The 19464-nt window shown below is 67.5% G+C and carries 15 protein-coding genes, 1 tRNA gene and 1 pseudogene; 13 read left to right on the top strand and 4 right to left on the bottom strand.

All coding sequences use genetic code 11. The annotated features are described in order from the left end of the window. Window positions 1-24: 24 nt before the first annotated feature. From ASE86_RS09345 to ASE86_RS09370, 6 genes are read left to right on the top strand one after another with little or no spacing between them, the layout of a single operon-like run. Window positions 25-2397 carry a TonB-dependent receptor gene (locus tag ASE86_RS09345; protein ID WP_056425059.1) on the top strand — a complete coding sequence of 791 codons (2373 nt, stop codon included), beginning with the start codon at window positions 25-27 and terminating at the stop codon, window positions 2395-2397. An 18-nt stretch (window positions 2398-2415) separates the two neighbouring features. Continuing rightward, complete coding sequence (locus ASE86_RS09350) at window positions 2416-3099, top strand: Fe2+-dependent dioxygenase (RefSeq protein WP_056425061.1); 684 nt, start codon at window positions 2416-2418, stop codon at window positions 3097-3099. Further along, a complete protein-coding gene (locus ASE86_RS09355; protein ID WP_056425064.1) occupies window positions 3096-3722 on the top strand; it encodes a PepSY-associated TM helix domain-containing protein in 627 nt (208 codons plus the stop codon). Before ASE86_RS09350 ends, ASE86_RS09355 begins: the two co-directional genes overlap by 4 nt. A gap of 12 nt (window positions 3723-3734) precedes the next feature. After that, window positions 3735-4214, top strand: a complete 480-nt coding sequence (locus ASE86_RS09360) for a DUF2271 domain-containing protein (RefSeq protein WP_056425067.1) — start codon at window positions 3735-3737, stop codon at window positions 4212-4214. Between the two features lie 34 nt (window positions 4215-4248). Then, complete coding sequence (locus tag ASE86_RS09365) at window positions 4249-5091, top strand: DUF4198 domain-containing protein (protein ID WP_056425070.1); 843 nt, start codon at window positions 4249-4251, stop codon at window positions 5089-5091. A 14-nt stretch (window positions 5092-5105) separates the two neighbouring features. Continuing rightward, window positions 5106-6053 (top strand): FAD:protein FMN transferase, encoded by a 948-nt coding sequence (locus tag ASE86_RS09370; protein ID WP_321162985.1) that lies wholly within the window; start codon window positions 5106-5108, stop codon window positions 6051-6053. 105 nt (window positions 6054-6158) lie between these two features. On the opposite strand, the gene ASE86_RS09375 is transcribed toward ASE86_RS09370, so the two are convergent. Then, window positions 6159-6234, bottom strand: a tRNA-Lys gene (locus ASE86_RS09375). Window positions 6235-6433: 199 nt separating this feature from the next. On the opposite strand from ASE86_RS09375, the pseudogene ASE86_RS09380 reads away from it, so the two are divergent. The 3 genes and pseudogenes from ASE86_RS09380 to ASE86_RS09390 form a co-directional block, all read left to right on the top strand. Beyond that, window positions 6434-7081: pseudogene (locus ASE86_RS09380) on the top strand (DUF47 domain-containing protein); the annotation flags it as partial. A gap of 10 nt (window positions 7082-7091) precedes the next feature. Continuing rightward, window positions 7092-8099: an inorganic phosphate transporter gene (locus tag ASE86_RS09385; RefSeq protein WP_056425076.1), complete on the top strand. Its 1008-nt coding sequence runs from the start codon at window positions 7092-7094 to the stop codon at window positions 8097-8099. A 4-nt stretch (window positions 8100-8103) separates the two neighbouring features. Further along, window positions 8104-8628 carry a gamma carbonic anhydrase family protein gene (locus ASE86_RS09390; protein WP_056425078.1) on the top strand — a complete coding sequence of 175 codons (525 nt, stop codon included), beginning with the start codon at window positions 8104-8106 and terminating at the stop codon, window positions 8626-8628. Window positions 8629-8656: 28 nt separating this feature from the next. Here ASE86_RS09390 and ASE86_RS09395 read toward each other — a convergent pair whose 3' ends face one another. Continuing rightward, on the bottom strand, window positions 8657-9379 hold the full coding sequence (locus ASE86_RS09395; protein WP_056425081.1) for a L,D-transpeptidase family protein: 723 nt from the start codon (window positions 9377-9379) through the stop codon (window positions 8657-8659). A gap of 174 nt (window positions 9380-9553) precedes the next feature. On the opposite strand from ASE86_RS09395, the gene ASE86_RS09400 reads away from it, so the two are divergent. The 4 genes from ASE86_RS09400 (at window position 9554) to ASE86_RS09415 (ending at window position 16076) form a co-directional block, all read left to right on the top strand. Next, a complete protein-coding gene (locus ASE86_RS09400; protein WP_235524028.1) occupies window positions 9554-10297 on the top strand; it encodes a murein L,D-transpeptidase catalytic domain family protein in 744 nt (247 codons plus the stop codon). Window positions 10298-10381: 84 nt separating this feature from the next. Continuing rightward, window positions 10382-12439 carry an NAD(+) synthase gene (locus ASE86_RS09405; RefSeq protein ID WP_056425086.1) on the top strand — a complete coding sequence of 686 codons (2058 nt, stop codon included), beginning with the start codon at window positions 10382-10384 and terminating at the stop codon, window positions 12437-12439. Between the two features lie 92 nt (window positions 12440-12531). Then, window positions 12532-13833: a hypothetical protein gene (locus ASE86_RS09410; RefSeq protein WP_056425089.1), complete on the top strand. Its 1302-nt coding sequence runs from the start codon at window positions 12532-12534 to the stop codon at window positions 13831-13833. Window positions 13834-13946: 113 nt separating this feature from the next. Beyond that, window positions 13947-16076 (top strand): TonB-dependent receptor, encoded by a 2130-nt coding sequence (locus ASE86_RS09415; protein WP_056426949.1) that lies wholly within the window; start codon window positions 13947-13949, stop codon window positions 16074-16076. Between the two features lie 118 nt (window positions 16077-16194). Here the strand turns inward: ASE86_RS09415 and ASE86_RS09420 are convergent, their stop codons facing one another. Together ASE86_RS09420 and ASE86_RS09425 are read right to left on the bottom strand one after the other, a co-directional pair. Next, a complete protein-coding gene (locus tag ASE86_RS09420) occupies window positions 16195-17094 on the bottom strand; it encodes a DUF4886 domain-containing protein (protein WP_235524029.1) in 900 nt (299 codons plus the stop codon). Window position 17095: 1 nt separating this feature from the next. Beyond that, window positions 17096-19464, bottom strand: a 2369-nt coding sequence (locus ASE86_RS09425) for a TonB-dependent receptor domain-containing protein (RefSeq protein ID WP_235524030.1), incomplete at its 5' end; no start/stop codon positions are given.

Raw genomic sequence — 19464 nt, forward strand, 5'->3', positions numbered from 1 at the left:
AGCACGGCGAAGGGGATCACGTCCATGCACACCTATCTCGCGCTCGGCTGCGTCGGCTTTCTGGCGACCGCGCCCGCCGTCGCTGCCACGACCGATGATCCGATCCCGGCCGCTACCGCGCAGACCGCGACCGGCATCCGCGACGTGATCGTGACCGGGCAGAAGACGGGCAAGCCGCTCGGCGTCGAAAGCCCGAAGGCGACCGCGGCCATCCTCGACACGCCGCAGACGATCACCGTCGTCAGCGAACAGACCATCCGCAAGCAGAACCTCCAGACGCTGCGCGACGTGCTCCAGACGATACCGGGCATCACCTTCGGTGCCGGCGAAGGCGGTGGCGGGTATGGCGATTCGATCAACCTGCGCGGCTATTCGGCCAGCACCGACGTCACCATCGACGGTGTCCGCGACAGCGCCCAGTACAGCCGGACCGACCCGTTCAACCTGCAGCAGGTCGAGGTCTACAATGGCGCGAACAGCGTCTTCAACGGATCGGGCAGCGTCGGGGGTACGATCAACCTGGTCAGCAAGGTGCCGACGCCCGAGACGCTGACGATCGTCCAGGGCGCGGTTGGGACGGATCGCTACTGGCGCGGTGCGATCGACAGCAACGTCCGTGTGAACGACCTGATCGCCGTCCGCCTGAACGCCGCCTACCACCACAACGACGTACCCGGTCGCGATGTCGAACGCTTCAAGCGTTGGGGTGTGGCGCCGTCGGTCACGATCGGCATCGCCGGGCCGACCAGCCTGACGCTCGCCTATGTCCACCAGGAGGATCGCAACACGCCGATCTACGGCGTGCCGTATTTCGACAACGGCCTGCTCGACGGGTTCGCACCCGACTTCGATCGCAGCGCATATTACGGCATCGTCAATCTCGACCGCCAGGACATCACCGTCGATCGCCTGACCGCCACCTTCCGCCACGATTTCGGCGGCGGCACCAGCGTGCGCAACCTCAGCCGCTGGCAGCGCGTCGGGCAGTCGAGCGTTACCTCGGCACCCCAAGGCCTGTTCTGCCTCGCCTCGACCGGCCGCCAGCCGGTGACCGCAACGCCCGGCGCCACGATCGGCGCGGCCTGCCCGGCGACTGTCCCGCCCGGTTTTTACCTGCCGTCCGGGCCGCGCGGCCTGGTTCGCGACCAGGAGAATCAGCTGCTCTACAACCAGACCGACCTGCGGCTGGAACGCGGTGCGAAGGGCGCCTTGCGCAACGTGCTGAACGTCGGTCTGTCGGGCACGATCGAGGATTATGCGCTGCGCCAGGGATCGCTGCTGCGCACGGCGGCCGGCGTCGCGGTGTCGCCGCTGCCGCTCATCAGCATCGCCGATCCCGACACCACCTACACCGGCCCGGTCAACGACATCACCACGGCGATCTCGCGGGGCGAGACGCAAAATATTGCGCTCTACGCCTTCGATACGCTGGAGCTGAACCGTTTCGTCGAACTGAACGGCGGCGTCCGCTGGGAGCACCAGAAGGCGACGTTCCGCAGCGTCCCCCTGCTGCTCGTCCCACCGGGCACCACGGCGTTGACGGCACTCCAGGCGCGACCGCAGACCAGCGACGAACGGTTGTTCTCGTGGCGGGCGGGCGTCGTCTTCCACCCGGTGCGCGACGTCAGCATCTATGGGGGCTACGGCAACGCGAAGACGCCGTCCTCGGCGACCGTCCGCCTCGGCTGTGGCGTGCCCGCCAGTGCCACCGCCGCCGATCCGTGTGCGGTGGCGCCCGAGACCGCACGCAATTACGAAGTCGGTGTGAAGGCCGGCGTCTTCAATCGCCGGCTGGAGCTGACCGCCGCGCTGTTCCGCAACGAACGCACCAACTACCGCGTGCCGTCGAACGACCCGGCGCTGCCCGCCAATCTGCAGGTCCTCGACGGGCGCAGCCGGGTCGACGGCATCGCACTCGGCGCCTCGGGCACAATTACGACGGGGTGGACGATCTTTGCCAACTACACCTATCTCGACGGGCGGGTGCGCCAGAGCATTTCCGACCGCGACAAGGCGGCGGGCATCGTCGATCTCCAGGCGGGTCGGCGGCTGGTGCAGACGCCCGAACATTCGGGCAGCCTGTTCACCAGCTACAAGCTTCCGTTTGGGCTGGAGCTTGGCTACGGCCTCACCTACCAGGGCAGCTTCTCGACCAACGTCCCGGTCGCGGGCACGCTGACGGAGTTCCGGGCGCCGGACTATCTCATCCACCGCGCCTTTGCCGCCTATACCCTTGCCGCGCGCTGGACGGTGCAGCTGAACGTCCAGAACCTGACCGACGAGAAATACGTCACCGGCGTCCGCAACAACGTCAGCACGACGAGCGGCGTCACCGGCGGCTGGGCGACCCCAGGCGATCGCCGGCAGGCGACGCTCAGTCTGTTCCACAATTTCTGATCTGCTAGGCCCTTTCAGATGCTGCTGACCCTGCCCTCCCTTCTCGATCCCGCCAGCGTCGCACGCGTGCGGCGCGTGATCGATGCGGGCGACTGGTGGGACGGCAACGCGACCTCCGGTCCGCAGGCAGCGCTGGCCAAGCGCAACGACCAATTGGCCGAGGACGCGGCGGCGACCGTGGAGGCGGGCGGACTTGTGCTCGATGCGCTCGGCCGATCGCCGACTTTCATCGCCGCCGCACTCCCGCTCAAGATCTTTCCGCCGCTGTTCAATCGCTACGCTGGCGGACAGGCGTTCGACGCGCATGTCGACAATGCGATCCGGCTGAAGCGCGGTACCGACTTTCGCCTGCGCAGCGACCTGTCGTGCACGCTCTTCCTGGAAGACCCAGGCGCCTATGACGGCGGCGAGCTGGTGGTCGAGGATCTGTTCGGCGAACAACGCGTGAAGCTGGCGGCCGGCGACGCCGTGCTCTATCCCGCATCCAGCCTGCACCGTGTCGAGCCGGTGACGCGGGGGACGCGGGTCGCCTGCTTCTTCTGGGTCCAGTCGATGGTCCGCGACGACGGCGCGCGCCGCATCCTGTTCGACCTCGATCGCGCGGTGCAGCGCGTCGCCGTCACGCAAGGTGCGGGCGATCGAGCAACGGTCGAACTGACCGGCGTCTATCACAACCTTCTGCGTCGCTGGGCCGACGCATGACGACCCCCGCGAAGCCGAAGCGCCGCTGGCGCAGCTGGTATCTGAAGCAGCTCCACACCTGGCACTGGGTCAGCGCGGCGATCTCGCTGGTCGCCATGCTGCTGTTCTCGGTCACCGGCATCACGCTGAACCACGCCGCGACCATCTCGGCCACGCCGGAGACGGTCGAACGTCAGGGTACCCTGCCTCCGTCGCTGTTGCGGCAACTGGGGGGCAAGTCCGGCGACGCGCCGCTGCCGGCGGCGGTGGCCGACGCGGTTGAGGCCGCGGTCAAGCTCGACGCACAGGGGAAGCCCGGCGAATGGTCGGACAGCGACGTCTATGTCGCCCTGCCCCGCCCCGGTGGCGACGGTTGGGTGTCGATCGACCGCGCATCCGGCGCGATCACCGCGGAGGTCACCGATCGCGGCTGGATCAGCTACCTGAACGACCTGCACAAGGGCCGCAATTCGGGCGCCGCCTGGTTCTGGTTCATCGACATCTTTGCCGCCGCCTGCATTCTCTTCACGCTGACCGGGCTCTTGCTGCTCCAGCTTCACGCCCGCCATCGCCCGAGCACCTGGCCGATCGTCGCCGCAGGTCTCGCGCTGCCTGCTCTCATCGCCATTTTCCTGATCCACTGAAGGGACCCGCCCATGCACCTCGCCTCCCCCGTCCTTCTCGCCGGCGTGCTGGCTGCACCCGCGACCGCGGGCACAGTCAGCGTCACCATCCCGCGGCTGACCGTCGCCGAATATCACCGTCCCTACGTTGCGATCTGGATCGAGCCGGCCGGCGGCGGCGCGGCACGGACGCTGGCGGTGTGGTACGACATCAAGAAGGGCGGGAACGAGCCCGGCACCAAATGGCTCGCCGATCTGCGCGCCTGGTGGCGCAAGGGCGGCCGCAGCCTTCAGATGCCGGCAAACGGCATCAGCGGCGCGACCCGCGCGCCGGGCACCCACAGTATCCCGCTGCCCGCCGACCTGAAACCCGGTGCGTACACGCTGAACGTCGAGGCCGCGCGCGAAACCGGCGGGCGCGAACTGGTGCAGGTGCCACTGACCATACCGACCAAAGCAGCGCGCGCGACCGGCAGCCACGAGCTCGGCGCCTTCGTCCTCTCGCCCCGCTGACACTTCCCTTCGTGATCGCAAGGAACCGCCACTGATGAAGACGCGCCTTACCCAACTGCTCGTCGCCGCCGCCCTGCTGTCGGCGCCCGCGGCGCTCTCCGCCCACCGCCTCTGGCTGCTGCCGTCGGGTACGATCTTTTCCGGCACCGACAGCTGGGTGACGGTCGACATGGCCGCGTCGAACGACCTGTTCTACGCCGACCACCAACCCGGTCGGCTGGACGGCCTGAAGGTCTGGCAGCCCGACGGGACGCCCGGTCGCGTGCAGAACGGCGCCACCGGTCGCTATCGCTCGGTCTTCGACGTCCAGCTCGACAGGCCCGGCACTTGGAAGATCGGGACCGAGACCGCTGCGCTGATGGGCAGCTTCAAGGTCGACGGTGTCGAAAAGCGCATCGGCGGGCGCCCGGCGATGGGCCCGGACGGCCAGCGCGTCGCGCCGCTGACCGTCGCCGACATTCCGGCCAACGCGACAGAAGTTCAGCTCACCGACGTCAGCGGGCGCAACGAGATTTTCGTGACCGCCGGCGCGCCGACCCGCACCGTCCTAAAGCCATCGGGCAAGGGCCTGGAAATCGACGCGATCACGCATCCGGACGAATTGGTCGCCGGCGAACCCGCCAAGTTCCGGTTCCTCGTCGACGGCACCCCCGCGGCGGGCCTTAAGGTGACGGTCGTCCCCGGCGGCAAGCGCTACCGCGATGCCGAGGGTGCGCGAGAGCTGACCACCGGCGCCGACGGGGTGCTCTCGGTCGATTGGCCGGCCGCCGGCATGTACTGGCTGAACGCGACGTATCAGGACGCCAAGGTGACCGCCTCGCGCGCGACCGGGCGGCGGATGAGCTACACGACCACGCTGGAGGTCATGACGCCCTGACCCCGCGGATCGCCTTGCCCGACACGGTCGACTCGGCTGCCTTTGCCGGGCTCGATCGTACCGCGCCGATCGTCGAACTCGGTGGTCCGACGATGGGGACGACGTGGCGCGTGCTGTACGCCGGACACGCGCCCGCCGACGACGTCGGTGGAGGGATCGAGGCGGTGCTTGCGTCGCTCGTCGGACAGATGAGCCACTGGGCGCCGGACTCGCTGCTTTGTCGCTTCAACCGCGCCGCGGCGGGCGATCGGGTCCCGCTTCCACCTGACTTTGCAGCGGTGATCGACACGGCGCTGCGGGTCGCAGCGGCGAGTGACGGCGCGTTCGATCCGGCGGTTGGCGCACTGGTCGACCTGTGGGGCCATGGGCCACCCGGACCGATGCCACAGCCGGATGACGACGCCATCGCCCGCGCGAGAGCGGTATCGGGGTGGCGCCGACTACGCTGGAACCCGGCGACGCAGCGATTGCGCCAGCCAGGCGGCCTTGCCCTCGACCTGTCCGGCATCGCAAAGGGCTATGCCGCCGACGCCGTCGCGGATCACCTGGCGGCGCGCGGTATCGCCAATGCGCTGGTCGAGGTCGGCGGGGAACTGGTCGGCCGTGGCGTCCGGCCGGACGGCGAGCCTTGGTGGGTCGACCTGGAAACGCCGACGGACTGCAGGTTGCCGCCCCTGCGGATCGCTCTCCACGGGCTCGCGGTCGCCACCTCCGGCAGTTATGTCCGCGGCGACCACACGCTCGACCCGCGGAGGGGGCGCCCGGCGGCCAATGGCGTCCTGTCGGTCAGCGTCATCGCCGGAAGCGCAATGCTCGCCGACGCGCTCGCGACCGCGTTGACGGTCTGCTATCCCGAAACCGCGCCCGGAGGAATGCGCGTCGCCGCGCGCATCATCGTCCGCGATGGCGCAGGCTTTCGCGAAATCCTGACCCCTGCGTTCTCGGACATGCTGGTCGCGTGATCGCCAGTCTCCGGCAAAGCGAGGCATCGCCGCAGAACCGCACCGCCAACGCTCGCCGTACAGATGGCGGCCGAGACCCGTTTAATTGAGCTTCAGAGGAAAAGGTGGTGGACGCACTTGGGCTCGAACCAAGGACCCGCTGATTAAGAGTCAGCTGCTCTACCAACTGAGCTATGCGTCCACACTGATCGGATTGGTAGGCGACCGCTGCGGGCCGCGTCCCGATCGGGAGGGCGCCCAATATCATCGATCGCGCGGCGTGCAAGCGGTTTGTTTGTCGCCCCCGCGATTTTTTCATCGCGGCACCTCGGATGCCGCCATTGATTGTCGCGCCCCCGCAACCGGTGTACGGGCGCGGCGACTCACCTCACCCAGGAGAAACGCCCATGCTGGGCTGGTTCCAGAAGTTGATGCCCAGCCAGGGGCGTTTCTTCGATCAATTCGAAGCGCATTCGCGCGTCGTCGTCGCCGGTTCCGAGGCGCTGTCGCATCTGTTCCACGGGCACGGCACGCTGAGCGACCACATCGCCGAGATCGTGCGCCGCGAGCATGAGGCCGACGACGTCACCCGCGAAGTGCTGGTGGATGTGCGCCGCGTGTTCGTGACGCCCTTCGACCGCAGCGCGATCACCGACCTGATCGGCGTCATGGACGACGCCATCGACCAGATGCACCAGACCGCCAACACCATCGCGATGTACGAAGTGACCAGCTTCGAGCCGCAGATGGTGGCGATGAGCGAGGCGATCGTGGAAGCGGCGCAGACCTGCGCGGAGGCCATTCCGCTGCTGCGCAACCTGGCCCCGAACGCCAGCCGCCTGCACGATCTGACCGAGCGCCTGGTCCGTATCGAGGGCAAGGCCGACGACATGCACGATGCCGGGCTTCGCGCGCTGTTCGGCAAGACCAAGGCCGACCCGATGGCCTTCATCATCGGTCGCGAGATCTACAGCCACCTGGAGCGCGTCTGTGACCGGTTCGAGGATGTCGCGAACGAGATCCAGGGTCTCGTGATCGACCACGCCTGAGGCCCGGCGCGTGACCATTTCCTTCACCCTGCTGGTCGTTCTGATCGTCGTCGCGCTGTTGTTCGACTTCCTGAACGGCCTGCACGACGCCGCCAATTCGATCGCGACCGTCGTCGCCACGCGCGTGCTGTCGCCGGTGGTTGCCGTCATCTGGGCGGCCTTCTTCAACTTCACCGCTTATTTCGTGTTCGGGACCGCGGTCGCCAAGACCGTGGGCAAGGGCATCGTCGATGCGAGCGTCATCGACCCGCGCGTCATCTTCGGCGCGTTGTGCGGCGCGATCGCCTGGAACATCATCACCTGGGTTCGCGGCATCCCCTCGTCGTCCAGCCATGCCCTGATCGGCGGACTGCTCGGCGCGACACTGGTCAAGGCCGGCACCGACCCGATCGTCTGGAAGGGCGTTATCATGACGGTGGCGGGCATCTTTGTCTCGCCCGCCCTCGGCCTAGCCCTGGCCCTGGTGATCGTGCTGGCGGTGGCGTGGACCAGCATTCGCCTGACGCCGCTGGGTGTCGACAAGCGCTATCGCAAGCTGCAACTCGTGTCGGCGGCGATGTACTCGCTCGGCCACGGCGGCAACGATGCGCAGAAGACGATGGGGATCATCACCGCGCTGCTCTATTCGCAGGGCATGATCGCCGAATTCGCCGTCCCCGGCTGGGTCGCGGTGTCCTGCTACATCGCGATTGCGATCGGGACGATGTCGGGCGGCTGGCGGATCGTCCATACGATGGGATCGAAGATCACACGGCTGACCCCGGCGCAGGGCTTTGCGGCGGAGACCGGCGGCGCGCTGACGGTGTTCCTGGCGACGCATATCGGCGTACCTGTCTCGACAACGCACACCATCACGGGCGCGATCGTCGGCGTCGGGGCGGCCAAGCGGCTGACCGCGGTGCGGTGGGCCGTGGCATCGAACATCGTCTTCGCCTGGTTCGTCACGCTGCCGGCGTCGGCCGCCATGGCGGCGGTCGCCTATTACGCCGCGGGCGTCATTCCAGGCTTGGGCGGATAGCAGGATGCCGCTCTACGCCATCGCCGGTCACGCGCCGACACTGGGCGATGGCGCCTGGGTCGCGCCGAGTGCTGACCTGATCGGCGATGTGCAACTGGGCGAGCAGGCCAGCATATGGTTCGGCGCGGTCGTCCGCGGCGACAACACGCCGATCATCATCGGGGCACGCAGCAACGTGCAGGAAGGCGCTGCCCTCCACAGCGACCCCGGTGCGCCGCTGACGGTGGGCGAGGACGTCACGGTCGGCCATCACGCCGTCCTGCACGGTTGCACCGTCGGCGCGCGGAGCCTGATCGGCATGGGCGCGATCGTGCTCAACCGCGCGGTGATCGGCGAGGACTGCATCGTCGGCGCCGGCGCGCTGGTGACCGAGGGCAAAAGCTTCCCTTCGGGTAGCCTGATCGTCGGCAGCCCCGCGCGCGTCGTGCGGACGCTGGATGATGCCGCCAAGGCGATGCTGCGCGCGTCGGCAGCGGTCTATGTTACAAAGGCTGCCGAGTATGCCGCCGGATTGACGCGGGTCGACTAGGCAGGCCGCCCCATGCCGGGGAGGAGTCTCAGGATCGCCGCCGCCCGGTCGGCACCAGCAACGGACTGTCCGGCACCATCCACTCGTCGCCGAGTACCGCCAGCCCGGTCGACCCGCGCACTTCGGTCGCGGGGACGACGCCCGGCGTCCACGTCACCCGCTCGAACGCGGCGCCGTCGAGTCCGCCGACATCGGCGATGATCAGGGGCAAGCGTTCGCGCGGCACCGGTGCCGCCGATGTGTCGTCGATCACCGCGACCGCGGCACCCATCTTCGTCACGCCGTACAGCAATTGCGCGAATCCGCTCGGCAGGCGGATGCAGCCGTGCGACGCGGGATACCCCGGATTGACCCCGGCATGGAGCGCGATGCCGTCCCACGTCAGCCGCTGCATGTAGGGCATCGGCGCGTTGCTGTAGAGGTTGGAGCGGTGCCAGACCTTCTTCTGAAGTATCGTAAAATCGCCAAGCGGGGTGCGCTTGCCGGGCTTGCCGGTCGACACGCTCGACACCGCGACCAGCGTGCTGCCGCGATAGACCAGCGCGACCTGCGCCGATCGGTCGATGACGACCGAGATGTCGCCGAGCGACAGGTCGTCGTCGCGCCACAGATATTGTCCGGGCCGCAGCGTTTCCGCCGCCGCGGCGAGCGACGCCGGGACGATCGCGACGCGTGGTTCCGATACGCCGCCTGCGGCCGAATCGGCTGCAACCATCGCCAGCGTCACCATCATTGCCGCCCGGATCGCCATATGGCCGCCCTTCCCGCGCCGTTAACCGTGATTTTCCTAACCGATATTGGGGTTTAAGGCGAGCGCCGTGGTCCCGCCGCGGGACCTGACGGATACGACGCTACGCCGAGCCGAGCCGGTACTGCGACGGATGACAGCGGCCAACCCGCTGAAAATGCAACCATTTGATGCTATATGCGTGAGGGGATTAACTACCAGGACCTGTGGATGGAGCCTCTGTTGGCGCGTGCGGCGTCGCGTCGCGCGCTGTTGAAGACTGCCCTTGTCGCCGGCTCGGTCGCGGTCGTGCCGGGATGTGCGCAACAGAGGGCGAAGGTCGCGACCCTGCATGTGCCACCGCCACCGCCCGGCCCTGTCGCGGCACCGGTCGCAGCAGTCGCCATGCCGGTCGCCTCCGTCGCGCCTCCGGGTATCCGCGCCGCGCTGTTCGATCAGGCGCGTCAGGCTCTGCAGCGCCACGGCAGCGCCATCCCGCGGCAGGATCGCATTGCGCTCGCCGATTTCTCGCGCTCGTCGTCCAGCCCGCGCTTCCACCTCATCAACCTGCACGACGGCTCGATCATGTCGCTGCTGGTCGCGCACGGCAGCGGGTCGGACCCGGCACACACCGGCTGGCTCCAGCATTTCTCGAACGAAGTGAACAGCGAGGCTTCGTGCGAAGGCGCGTTCGTCGCCAGTGATTATTATGTCGGCAAGCACGGCCGCTCGCAGCGGCTGATCGGGCTGGACCCCACCAACAACAACGCGCTCGATCGCGCGATCGTCGTCCATGGCGCCTGGTATTCGAACGAGGACATGCTGGCCAGGCACGGCAAGCTTGGCCGCAGCCAGGGGTGCTTCGCGGTCGGCGAGACGGCACTGGCGACAGTGTTCGACCTGCTCGGCGAAGGCCGGATGATCTACGCAGCGAAGGTGTGATCGGCTGGGGCTGATGCCCGCGTCTTACCGGGCATAGCGCGCGAAATGGCTGGAAGTGCTGCGCGAGATGATCGACAAGGCGCCGTGACCAGCGATCATCCTTTCTTCTCGCACCATGCGCAGGGCTTCGTCCGGGTCGGTGCCTGCACGCCCCTCGGGACCGTCGGCGATCCCGTAGCCAACGCCGCCGCCACGATCGCGCTGGCGCAGCAGGGGCACGCGCAGGGTTGCGACCTGCTGGTCTTTCCCGAACTCAACCTGTCGTCCTACGCGATCGACGACCTGCATCTGCAGGATGCCCACGCCGCGGCTGTCGAGACGGCGCTGGCCGATGTGACCGCGGCCACCGCCAATTTGTCGCCGCTGCTGCTCGTCGGTGCCGGTCTGCGACGCAACGGGCGCCTGTACAATTGCGCGGTCGCCATCCATCGTGGTCGCATCCTGGGCGTCGTGCCCAAGACCTATCTGCCGAACTACCGCGAATATTACGAGAAGCGCTGGTTCGCGCCCGGCGTCGGCCTGACCGGGCTGGAGATCGCAATCGCCGGGCTGACCGTCCCGTTCGGCACCGACCTGATCTTCGCCGCCGACGATCTGCCCGATTTCGTCGTCCATGCCGAAGTGTGCGAAGATTACTGGGCCCCTGCCCCGCCCTCGACCGACGGTGCCCTGGCCGGTGCGCTGATCCTGGCCAATCTGTCGGCATCGAACATCGTCATCGGCAAGGCGCGCGAGCGGGCGCTGCTGTGCGCGGCGCAGTCGGTGCGCACCGCATCGGCCTATGTCTATTCGGCCACGGGCCCAGGCGAAAGCACGACCGACCTCGCCTGGGACGGCCAGGGAATGATCGTCGAACTCGGCGATACGCTGGCTGAAAGCGAACGGTTCGATCTGGCGACCGAGATCGTGGTCGCCGATGTCGACGTCCAGCGGCTGCGGCTGGAGCGGATGCGCACCGGCACGTTCAACGACTGTGCCGCCGCGCATGGCCATCCCGAGACGCGCATTCGCCGCGTGACGTTCAGCCACTGCCCGGAACTCGCGGACCGCGGGCTGCGCCGGCCGATGCGGCGGTTCCCGTTCGTGCCGAACACGCCCGAGAAGCTCGACGAGGACTGCTACGAGGCGTTCAACATCCAGGTCGAGGGGCTGCGCAAGCGGCTGACCGCTACGGGCTCGAAGCATCTGGTCGTCGGCGTGTCGGGCGGGCTCGATTCGACCCACGCGCTGATTGTCGCGGCCAAGGCGTTCGACCGGATGGGGCGGCCGCGATCGGATATCCTCGGCTTCACCATGCCCGGCTTCGCGACCGGCGACGCGACGAAGTCACAGGCATGGCGCCTGATGAAGGCGCTGGGGGTGACCGGCGAGGAAATCGACATCCGCCCCGCCGCGACCCGGATGCTGACCGACATGGACCATCCGTTCGCCGACGGTCACCCCGATTACGACGTGACGTTCGAGAATGTGCAGGCGGGCCTGCGCACCGACTACCTCTTCCGCCTCGCGAACCAGCGGCAGGGGATCGTGCTGGGCACCGGGGACCTGAGCGAGCTGGCGCTCGGCTGGTGCACCTACGGCGTCGGCGATCACATGAGTCACTACGGCGTCAACGCGGGCGTGCCCAAGACACTGATCCAGTATCTCATCCGCTGGGCGACCCGCACGAACCAGTTCGACGCCGAAACCGATGCGGTGCTGGACGCGATCCTGGCGACCGAAATCTCGCCCGAGCTGGTGCCCGCCGGCGCCGATGGCGCGATGCAGAGCACGCAGGACCGGATCGGCCCCTATGAGCTCCACGACTTCTTCGCGCATCACGTGCTGCGCCACGGCCTGCCGCCGTCCAAGATCGCCTTCCTTGCGTGGCACGCCTGGCGCGACGCTGGCGCCGGCCGCTGGCCGATGGGCATGCCCGACGACGCGCGCAATGCCTACGACCTAGCGACCATCGCCAAGTGGCTGGAGGCGTTCCTGTGGCGCTTCTTCCAGACCAGCCAGTTCAAGCGATCGGCGCTGCCCAATGCGCCGAAGGTATCCGCGGGCGGCGCGGTCAGCCCGCGTGGTGACTGGCGCGCGCCGTCGGACGGCACCGCGACGGTCTGGCTGGCGGAACTGAAAGCCAAGCTGCCGCCGCTCTGAAGCCCCGCGCATTCGACGATGTCCCGATTAGACCTACGGTTGACACCGGTTTCCCTAGCCGCCATCGTTCGTGGAAATCGGAGGGGAACGCCATGATCTCGCTGCTCTTGCTTACCGCGGCCGCGCCCCAGGCAGTCGTCGCCTTTCCCGGTGCGGAAGGCGCGGGGCGCTTCGCGCAGGGCGGGCGCGGCGGGCGCGTCATAAAGGTGACCACGCTCGCCGACGACGGTCCCGGATCGCTGCGCGCTGCGGTCGAGGGGAAGGGCCCGCGCACTGTGGTCTTCGAGATATCGGGCACGATCGCGCTCGCATCGGAACTTAAGATCCGCGAACCGCGCATCACGATCGCCGGCCAGACCGCGCCGGGCGACGGGATCAGTTTGCGCGATCACAGTTTGGTCGTCGCCGCCGACGATGTCGTCATCCGCTACATCCGGTCGCGGCTGGGCAACGTGTCGAAGAGCCAGGAAGACGCGATGACCGTCACCAAGGGGCGGCGGATCATCCTCGACCACGTCTCCGCGGGCTGGTCGATCGACGAGTCGCTGTCGGCCAGCGCCAATTACAAGGATCCCGACCAGGGGTGGTACGACCTGACCGTGCAATGGTCGATCATCGCCAATTCGCTGCGCAAGTCGGGCCATGTGAAGGGCGAGCACGGCTATGGCAGCTTGATCCGTGGCGGACGCGGGGCAAAGGCCAGCTGGCACCACAATCTGTGGGCCAATCACATCGCCCGTATGCCACGCCCGGGCAATTACGACGGGCCCGACGTCGATCCAATCGGCGCGACGTTCGATTTCCGCTCCAACGTCTTCTACAATTGGGGCGGGTCGCATTCGGGCTATGATGCCGACAAGGCCGCGATCGTTCGCTACAACTTCATCGACAACGTCTATCTGCCCGGCCCCGACAGCAAGGGCAATTTCGCGTTCGACGAAGCGAACACACTGGCTAGGGGCTGGTTCGCCGGCAATGCGATGGCGGGCAAGGTGCCAGCGGATCAGATGACGCTGGTGAAGGGCACGATCGCGCCAGGGTGGAAGCTCGACGGCCCGATCGACGTCGCCCCCGTCACGGCCGATCCGAACCCGCTGGAGGCAGTCCTGTATCGCGCCGGTGCGTCGAAGGTCCGCGACGCGATCGATGCGGCCGTAGTGGCGGGTGTCCGGTCGGGCACCGGGCGGATCATCGACAGCCAGGACGATATGGGCGGCTGGCCGGTACTGAAGTCCCTTCCCGCGCCGAAAGACAGCGACGGCGACGGCATGCCCGACGCGTGGGAACGCGCGCACGGCCTGAACCCGCGCGACGTTGCGGACGGCAACGCCGACCGCAACGGCGATGGCTGGACCAACCTGGAGGAGTATCTCGACGCCGCCACCGGCGGCTGACCGACGAACCGCACCGCCTGCGTCGCGAACGACCGACGGTGCATCGATTCCGTGTTGATACGTTGTAACGTAGCGTTTAACGGCCATGGCGAATGTTCGCTCGAAAGGCCGTCATGTCGTATCGCTTGCTCCTCGCCTCTGCCCTGCCCCTCGTCTTCGCGACGGCCGCGACCGCCCAGACCGCGCAGCCAGCGCCCCCCCTTCGCAACGAGATCATCGTCACCGCACCCGTCCTGACCAGCGAGCGTGACGTGCTTCAGGGTACCTCGGTCGTGACCGGGGCCGAGCTGACCCGCGATATCCGCTCGACCATCGGCGAGACGCTGGCGCGTCAGCCCGGCGTGTCGGCAACGTCGTTTGGCCCCAACGCCTCGCGCCCGATCCTGCGCGGCTTCCAGGGCGAGCGAGTCCGCGTGCTGACCGACGGCATCGGGTCGATCGACGTATCGAACACCTCGGTCGATCACGCCGTCATCATCGATCCGCTGCTGGCCGAACGGGTCGAGGTCCTGCGCGGCCCCTCCGCGCTGTTGTTCGGGTCGTCGGCGGTGGGCGGCGTCGTCAACGTCATCGACACGCGCATCCCGCGCCGGATGCCGGAGAGCGGCGTCCGCGTCGACGGGCGCGTGGCCTATGGCAGTGCCGCGGACGAACGCTCGGGCGGTGTCGCGGGTGATGTTGCCGCCACCGACACGATCGTCCTGCACGCCGATGGCTCCTATCTGAAGACCGGCGACCTGCGGATCGGCCGCGGCTTCCTGCTGAGCCCCACCGCACGCGCCGCCGTGCTGTCGCAGGTCGGCCGCCCGCAGACCCCGGCACCGGGCGAGGACCCGATCGACTTCGCCGGCACCGCCGCGCTGCGCGACCGCATTCCGAATACCGCGGCGGAAACGTGGACGGCGGGCGTCGGCGCCTCGCTCATCACCGATACCGGAATGCTCGGCATCTCCTACGGCCATTACGACAGCCTGTACGGCGTCCCCATCCGCTATGCGACGGCGGTCGGCCAGGGACAGGAATCGCCGCGGCTGGACGTGCGCCAGGACCGCGTCGATCTGCGCGCCGAAGTGCAGACCGGCGGCGGCTTCCTCGACCGCATTCGCCTGCGCGCCGGCCACGCCGACTATCGCCATTTCGAACTGGAGCCGGACGGCGCGATCGGCACCGCGTTCTACAACCAGGGGACCGAAGGACGCCTCGAGCTGGTTCAGGCAAAGCGTGGCGGCTGGCAGGGCGCGACCGGCGTGCAATATTACAACCGGGTGTTCGAGGCGGTCGGCGATGAGGCCTTTATCCCCAAGGCCGAGACCAACCAGATCGGCGTCTTCACCCTACAGCAGTTCGACCTGGGCGGCGTGAAGGCAGAAGGCGGCCTGCGCTACGAACGCACCGATCACGCCACCCGCGTCGTGGCAGGCGACCAGCGCTTCTTCTCGGGCAAGCGCGATTTCGAGACGCTGTCGGGCTCGCTCGGCGCCTCGGTCGAGATCGCGCCGAACATCCGCTTCGGTGTCAACGGCTCGCGCACTGCCCGCGCGCCGTCGGCGGAAGAACTGTTCGCAAACGGCCCGCACGCCGGCACGCAGGCGTACGAGCTCGGCAACCCCGATTTCCGCACCGAAAAGTCCTGGGGCATCGAAGCGACGCTGCACGCGCACGGCGACGGCTTCAGCTTCGACGCGTCGGCGTACCACAGCTGGTTCAACAACTACATCTTCGAGAACCAGACTGACCAGGGCGTTTGCGAAGCCGCCGCGGCACCGTCAGGTCGCGATGTCGACCTGCCCTGCTTCGCCTATGCGCAGGCCGACGCGCGCTACTACGGCTTTGAGGCCGATGCGTCGGTCCGTGTCGCGCAGATCGGCACGTATGCGATCAACGCCGACGTGCTGGGCGACTATGTCCGCGCGACCGTGACCGGCAGCGGGCCGGTGCCTCGCATTCCGCCGATGCGCGTGCTCGGCGGGATCGAAGCGCAGGGACCCAAGCTGACCGCCCGTGCCGAGGTCGAACATGCGTTCGATCAGAACCGGGTCGCCGCATTCGAAACGTCGACCAACGGCTACACGCTGGTCAACGCGTCGCTGTCGTTCAAGCCGTTCGAGAGCGACCGGACGATCGTGATGCTCAGCGCGAACAACATCTTCGACCAGTTGGCCCGCCGTCATGCCAGCGTGCTGAAGGACTTCGCCCCGCTGTCCGGCCGCGACATCCGCGCGACGGTGCGGTTCGGGTTCTGATCTTTCAGAACCGTTCGTGCTGAGCCTGTCGAAGCACTGTCCTTGTCTTCCTGCCGCTACGCCGGCCGCCGAAGAAGGACAGATTCGCGACACGCTCAGCGCGAACGGCTGTTGATGCCTACCGCCGCTCCTCCACCTGCAACGTCTCATAGGCGATGCGCTGCAACGCGGTCGCCTGCGCATCCGACAGGCCGAGGTCGTCAGCACCGCGTTCGTTCGGACCCAGCGTTCGCGGGTCGAGCCCGGTGACGCGGCCGAAGACGGTCAGCGCCTCGAGATAATAGCCAGCGGTGCTGGCGTGATAATGGTCGTACGCCCACAGGTCGAGCTGACCGTAGGCGATGCCGTCATACGGATTGGGGTCCGCCACGCCGGCCGAAATCGCGCGGTTCCACGCCAGACCGACCGGGATGAGGCCGTCGATGTCGCGCGATGCGGCCTTGGCGCGGACGGCGGCGGTGAACAGATCGTCGGCCATCTTGTTGACCGGCGTCCCCGACCAAGGGCTACCCGGCCGCCAGACCTGATCCGCGCGGCTCCAGGTCGGCATCAGATAGACATCGACGTTGCGGTTCGAGCGGGTGAACAACGCCGCGAGCGTACCCGCATCGCGGATGTAGGCCGCGGGATCGCCCGGCCGCTGGCGATCGAGCGTCGAATATTCCTGAAGCACGACGACGTCCCACGGCCGGTTGAATCGCGCCGTCCGCTCCGTCAGGTGGAAGCCCAGCGACCGTCCGCCCTGCGTCTCCAGGCTGACCGTGTAATTCAGCCCGGCCTGCTCGGTGAAAAGCTTGAACAGCGCGGGCACGCCGCCATAGCCGTCCCCGTTCAGGTCGGAAACCGTGCCGGCACGGTAGTTGCGCACCGGCGAATGCGCTCCCTGCGTGAAGCTGTTGCCGATGAACAGGATCGTCCGCGGCGGCGCCGTCGTGGTCGGCCGTACCGGCGGCGGTGCGACCTGGGCTGCGGCCGGAGCGGCCACGAGGGCCGTGAGGGCGAGAAGGACAGCGTGCACGTCAGAACCTCTTGCTGATGGTCGCATACAGATAGCGGCCATAGGGCGAATAGAGCGAGCCCAGATAGCCATCAGCCGTGATCGGCGGCTGAACGTCGAACAGGTTGCGTGTGCCGATGCGGAATCGGGTGTCGTCGAGCACGCCGCCCTTGAAGCGGTACTGGGCGTAGAGATTGACCGTCGCCTGACCCTTAACGACGTACGGCAGCCCGTTCGCATCGAGGAAGTTCGTGTCGTTCACATCTGCCGTGTAGTTGACGAACCCACCGACCTGGATGCGCTTCAGGCTCCACGTCAACGAACTGGTCAGCCGCCATTTCGGGCGCCCGCGCTGTTCGATCAGGTCGGTCGCGTCGGTCAGCGGGGTCGCTGCGTTGATCGTGCCCGCTGCGCGCGCGTCGAATAGCGTCGTCACACCCGGCGGGGTATCGCGACTGAACTTGATCAGGTGCGCGGCATTCACCGACCAGTCGAACTTCCCGATTCCTGTGCGGACATTGTAGAGCAGGCCGAGGTCCAATCCCTCGACCGTCTGCGGCAGCAGGTTGGTGAACTGGTCGTTGATTTGGGTGACGACACCCGCCGCGGCCAGCCCGGTTCCGGTGAAGACCGGTGTGTCGTCGGCGGTCGCAGCCGCACGGATCACGTTCGGGTTCGACGACCCTTGCAAGCGCAGCAGATAGTCCAGCACCAGTGCGTTCTGCGGCCCGAACTGACCGACGATTCCCTTCTGCCGGATCGACCAGTAATCGGCGGTGATCGTCAGCTTGCCGAGCTTCGGATTCTGGAAATCTGGCTGAAGCACGATGCCCGCCGACCAGTTGGTGCTTTCCTCCGGCTTCAGGTCCGGGTTGCCGGCGATGAAGATCGAATAGCTGACACCGCGCCCGCACGCGCCGAAGGTGGTGATGCGGCGTGCGCGCAGATCGGCCTCGCACCGGTAGAAATCGGTGTTCGAGCCGAGGCGCGAATATTGAACCGTGTTGGTCTGTTCCAGGTTCGGGGCGCGGAAGCCCTGCGACCACGATCCGCGGATGCGGAAGCCGTTGGTAAGGTCCCAGGCACCGGCGATCTTCGGCTTCGCGACTGATCCGAAGTCGCTGTAATGCTCATACCGCCCGGCGATCTGCAGATCGACGCGCTGGACCAGCGGGATGTTCATGTCGGGCGAAATGACCGGCACGGCCAGTTCGGCAAACGCCGAGAACACCGTGCGGCGGCCGCGCGTCGTCGGTGTCGGGCTGACCGCCGCGACGTTCGACAGGCTGCGCTCACCGGTCACCGCATCGACAAAGGGGATCGTGCCGTTCAGATTATCGTCGCGGATATCGGCCTGCGTCTCGCGCCGCCCCTCGATCCCGAACGCGACGCCCAGGTCGCCGCCCGGCAGCGCGACCACGTCGGCGCGCGACACCTTGAAATCGGCGAGCGCCAGCGTGGTCTTCGACCGGCGGACGAGATCGAAGGTGAAGCTGTCGATCGTGCCTTGCGACGACGGCGAACAGTCGCCGAGTGACGGAGTGGCCGAACACCCGCCCGAGAACGGGTTATAGGCGTCCGGCGTCGACAGCGACAGCGCCTGCTGGAGCTTCGTCATGTTGACCGCATTCGACACGTCGGTCGCCTGCGCTTCCGAATAGAGGATCGCGGTATCGAAATCGAAGCTGCCGATCTTGCCGCGGGCCCCGCCCAGGAAGCGCGACTGCCAGTTGTCCACGTTCACCCGCTGATAACCGGCATCGACGAAGCGATAGGTCGACAACCGTACAGGCAGGCCGGCCGCCGGCACGTTGGTCAGCCCGGACAGGCGGTTCGGGTTGGCGGTGCCGTTGGCAAAGGTCACCGGGCCGAACGGGTTCCAGTAATTCGACGCCGGCACGACGATGGCGTTCAGGTTGATCGTCGGCGGCTGGATGCGCGTCGTGTCCGCTCGGTAATAGCCGAGCTCGGTATATAGCGTCAGGCTGTCGCTGACGTCGTAATGCGCCGACAGGAAGCTGTTGAAGCGGTGGATCGACGGCGCGACCGTCGTGCCGGGCCGGGTATCGAACCGCTCTGATCGCAGCGTCGTGGCGGTCGCCCGCGTTCCGCTGCCAAGGCACGTGTCGGCGTTCACCGTCACGGCGCAACCGGCGTTCAGAACCGATTGCGTGTGGAACGCGCCCGCGGACGACGTCAGCGCGACATTGCCCGGATTGCGCCGGACGGTGCCGGGACCGTTCACGACCGCCAGATTGGCCCAGGGGCTCTGCGTCGCGCGCCCATCGGCGGTCAGGTTGCCGGCGAAACGGGGATCGTCCGCGAAGTAGGACAACAGATTGTCGGTCGCGGTGTAGAATTCGTCCTCGGCCAGCTGCGCGGTGCGGCGGG

The sequence above is a fragment of the Sphingomonas sp. Leaf33 genome (genome assembly GCF_001421785.1).
Taxonomy (GTDB): Bacteria; Pseudomonadota; Alphaproteobacteria; order Sphingomonadales; family Sphingomonadaceae; genus Sphingomonas.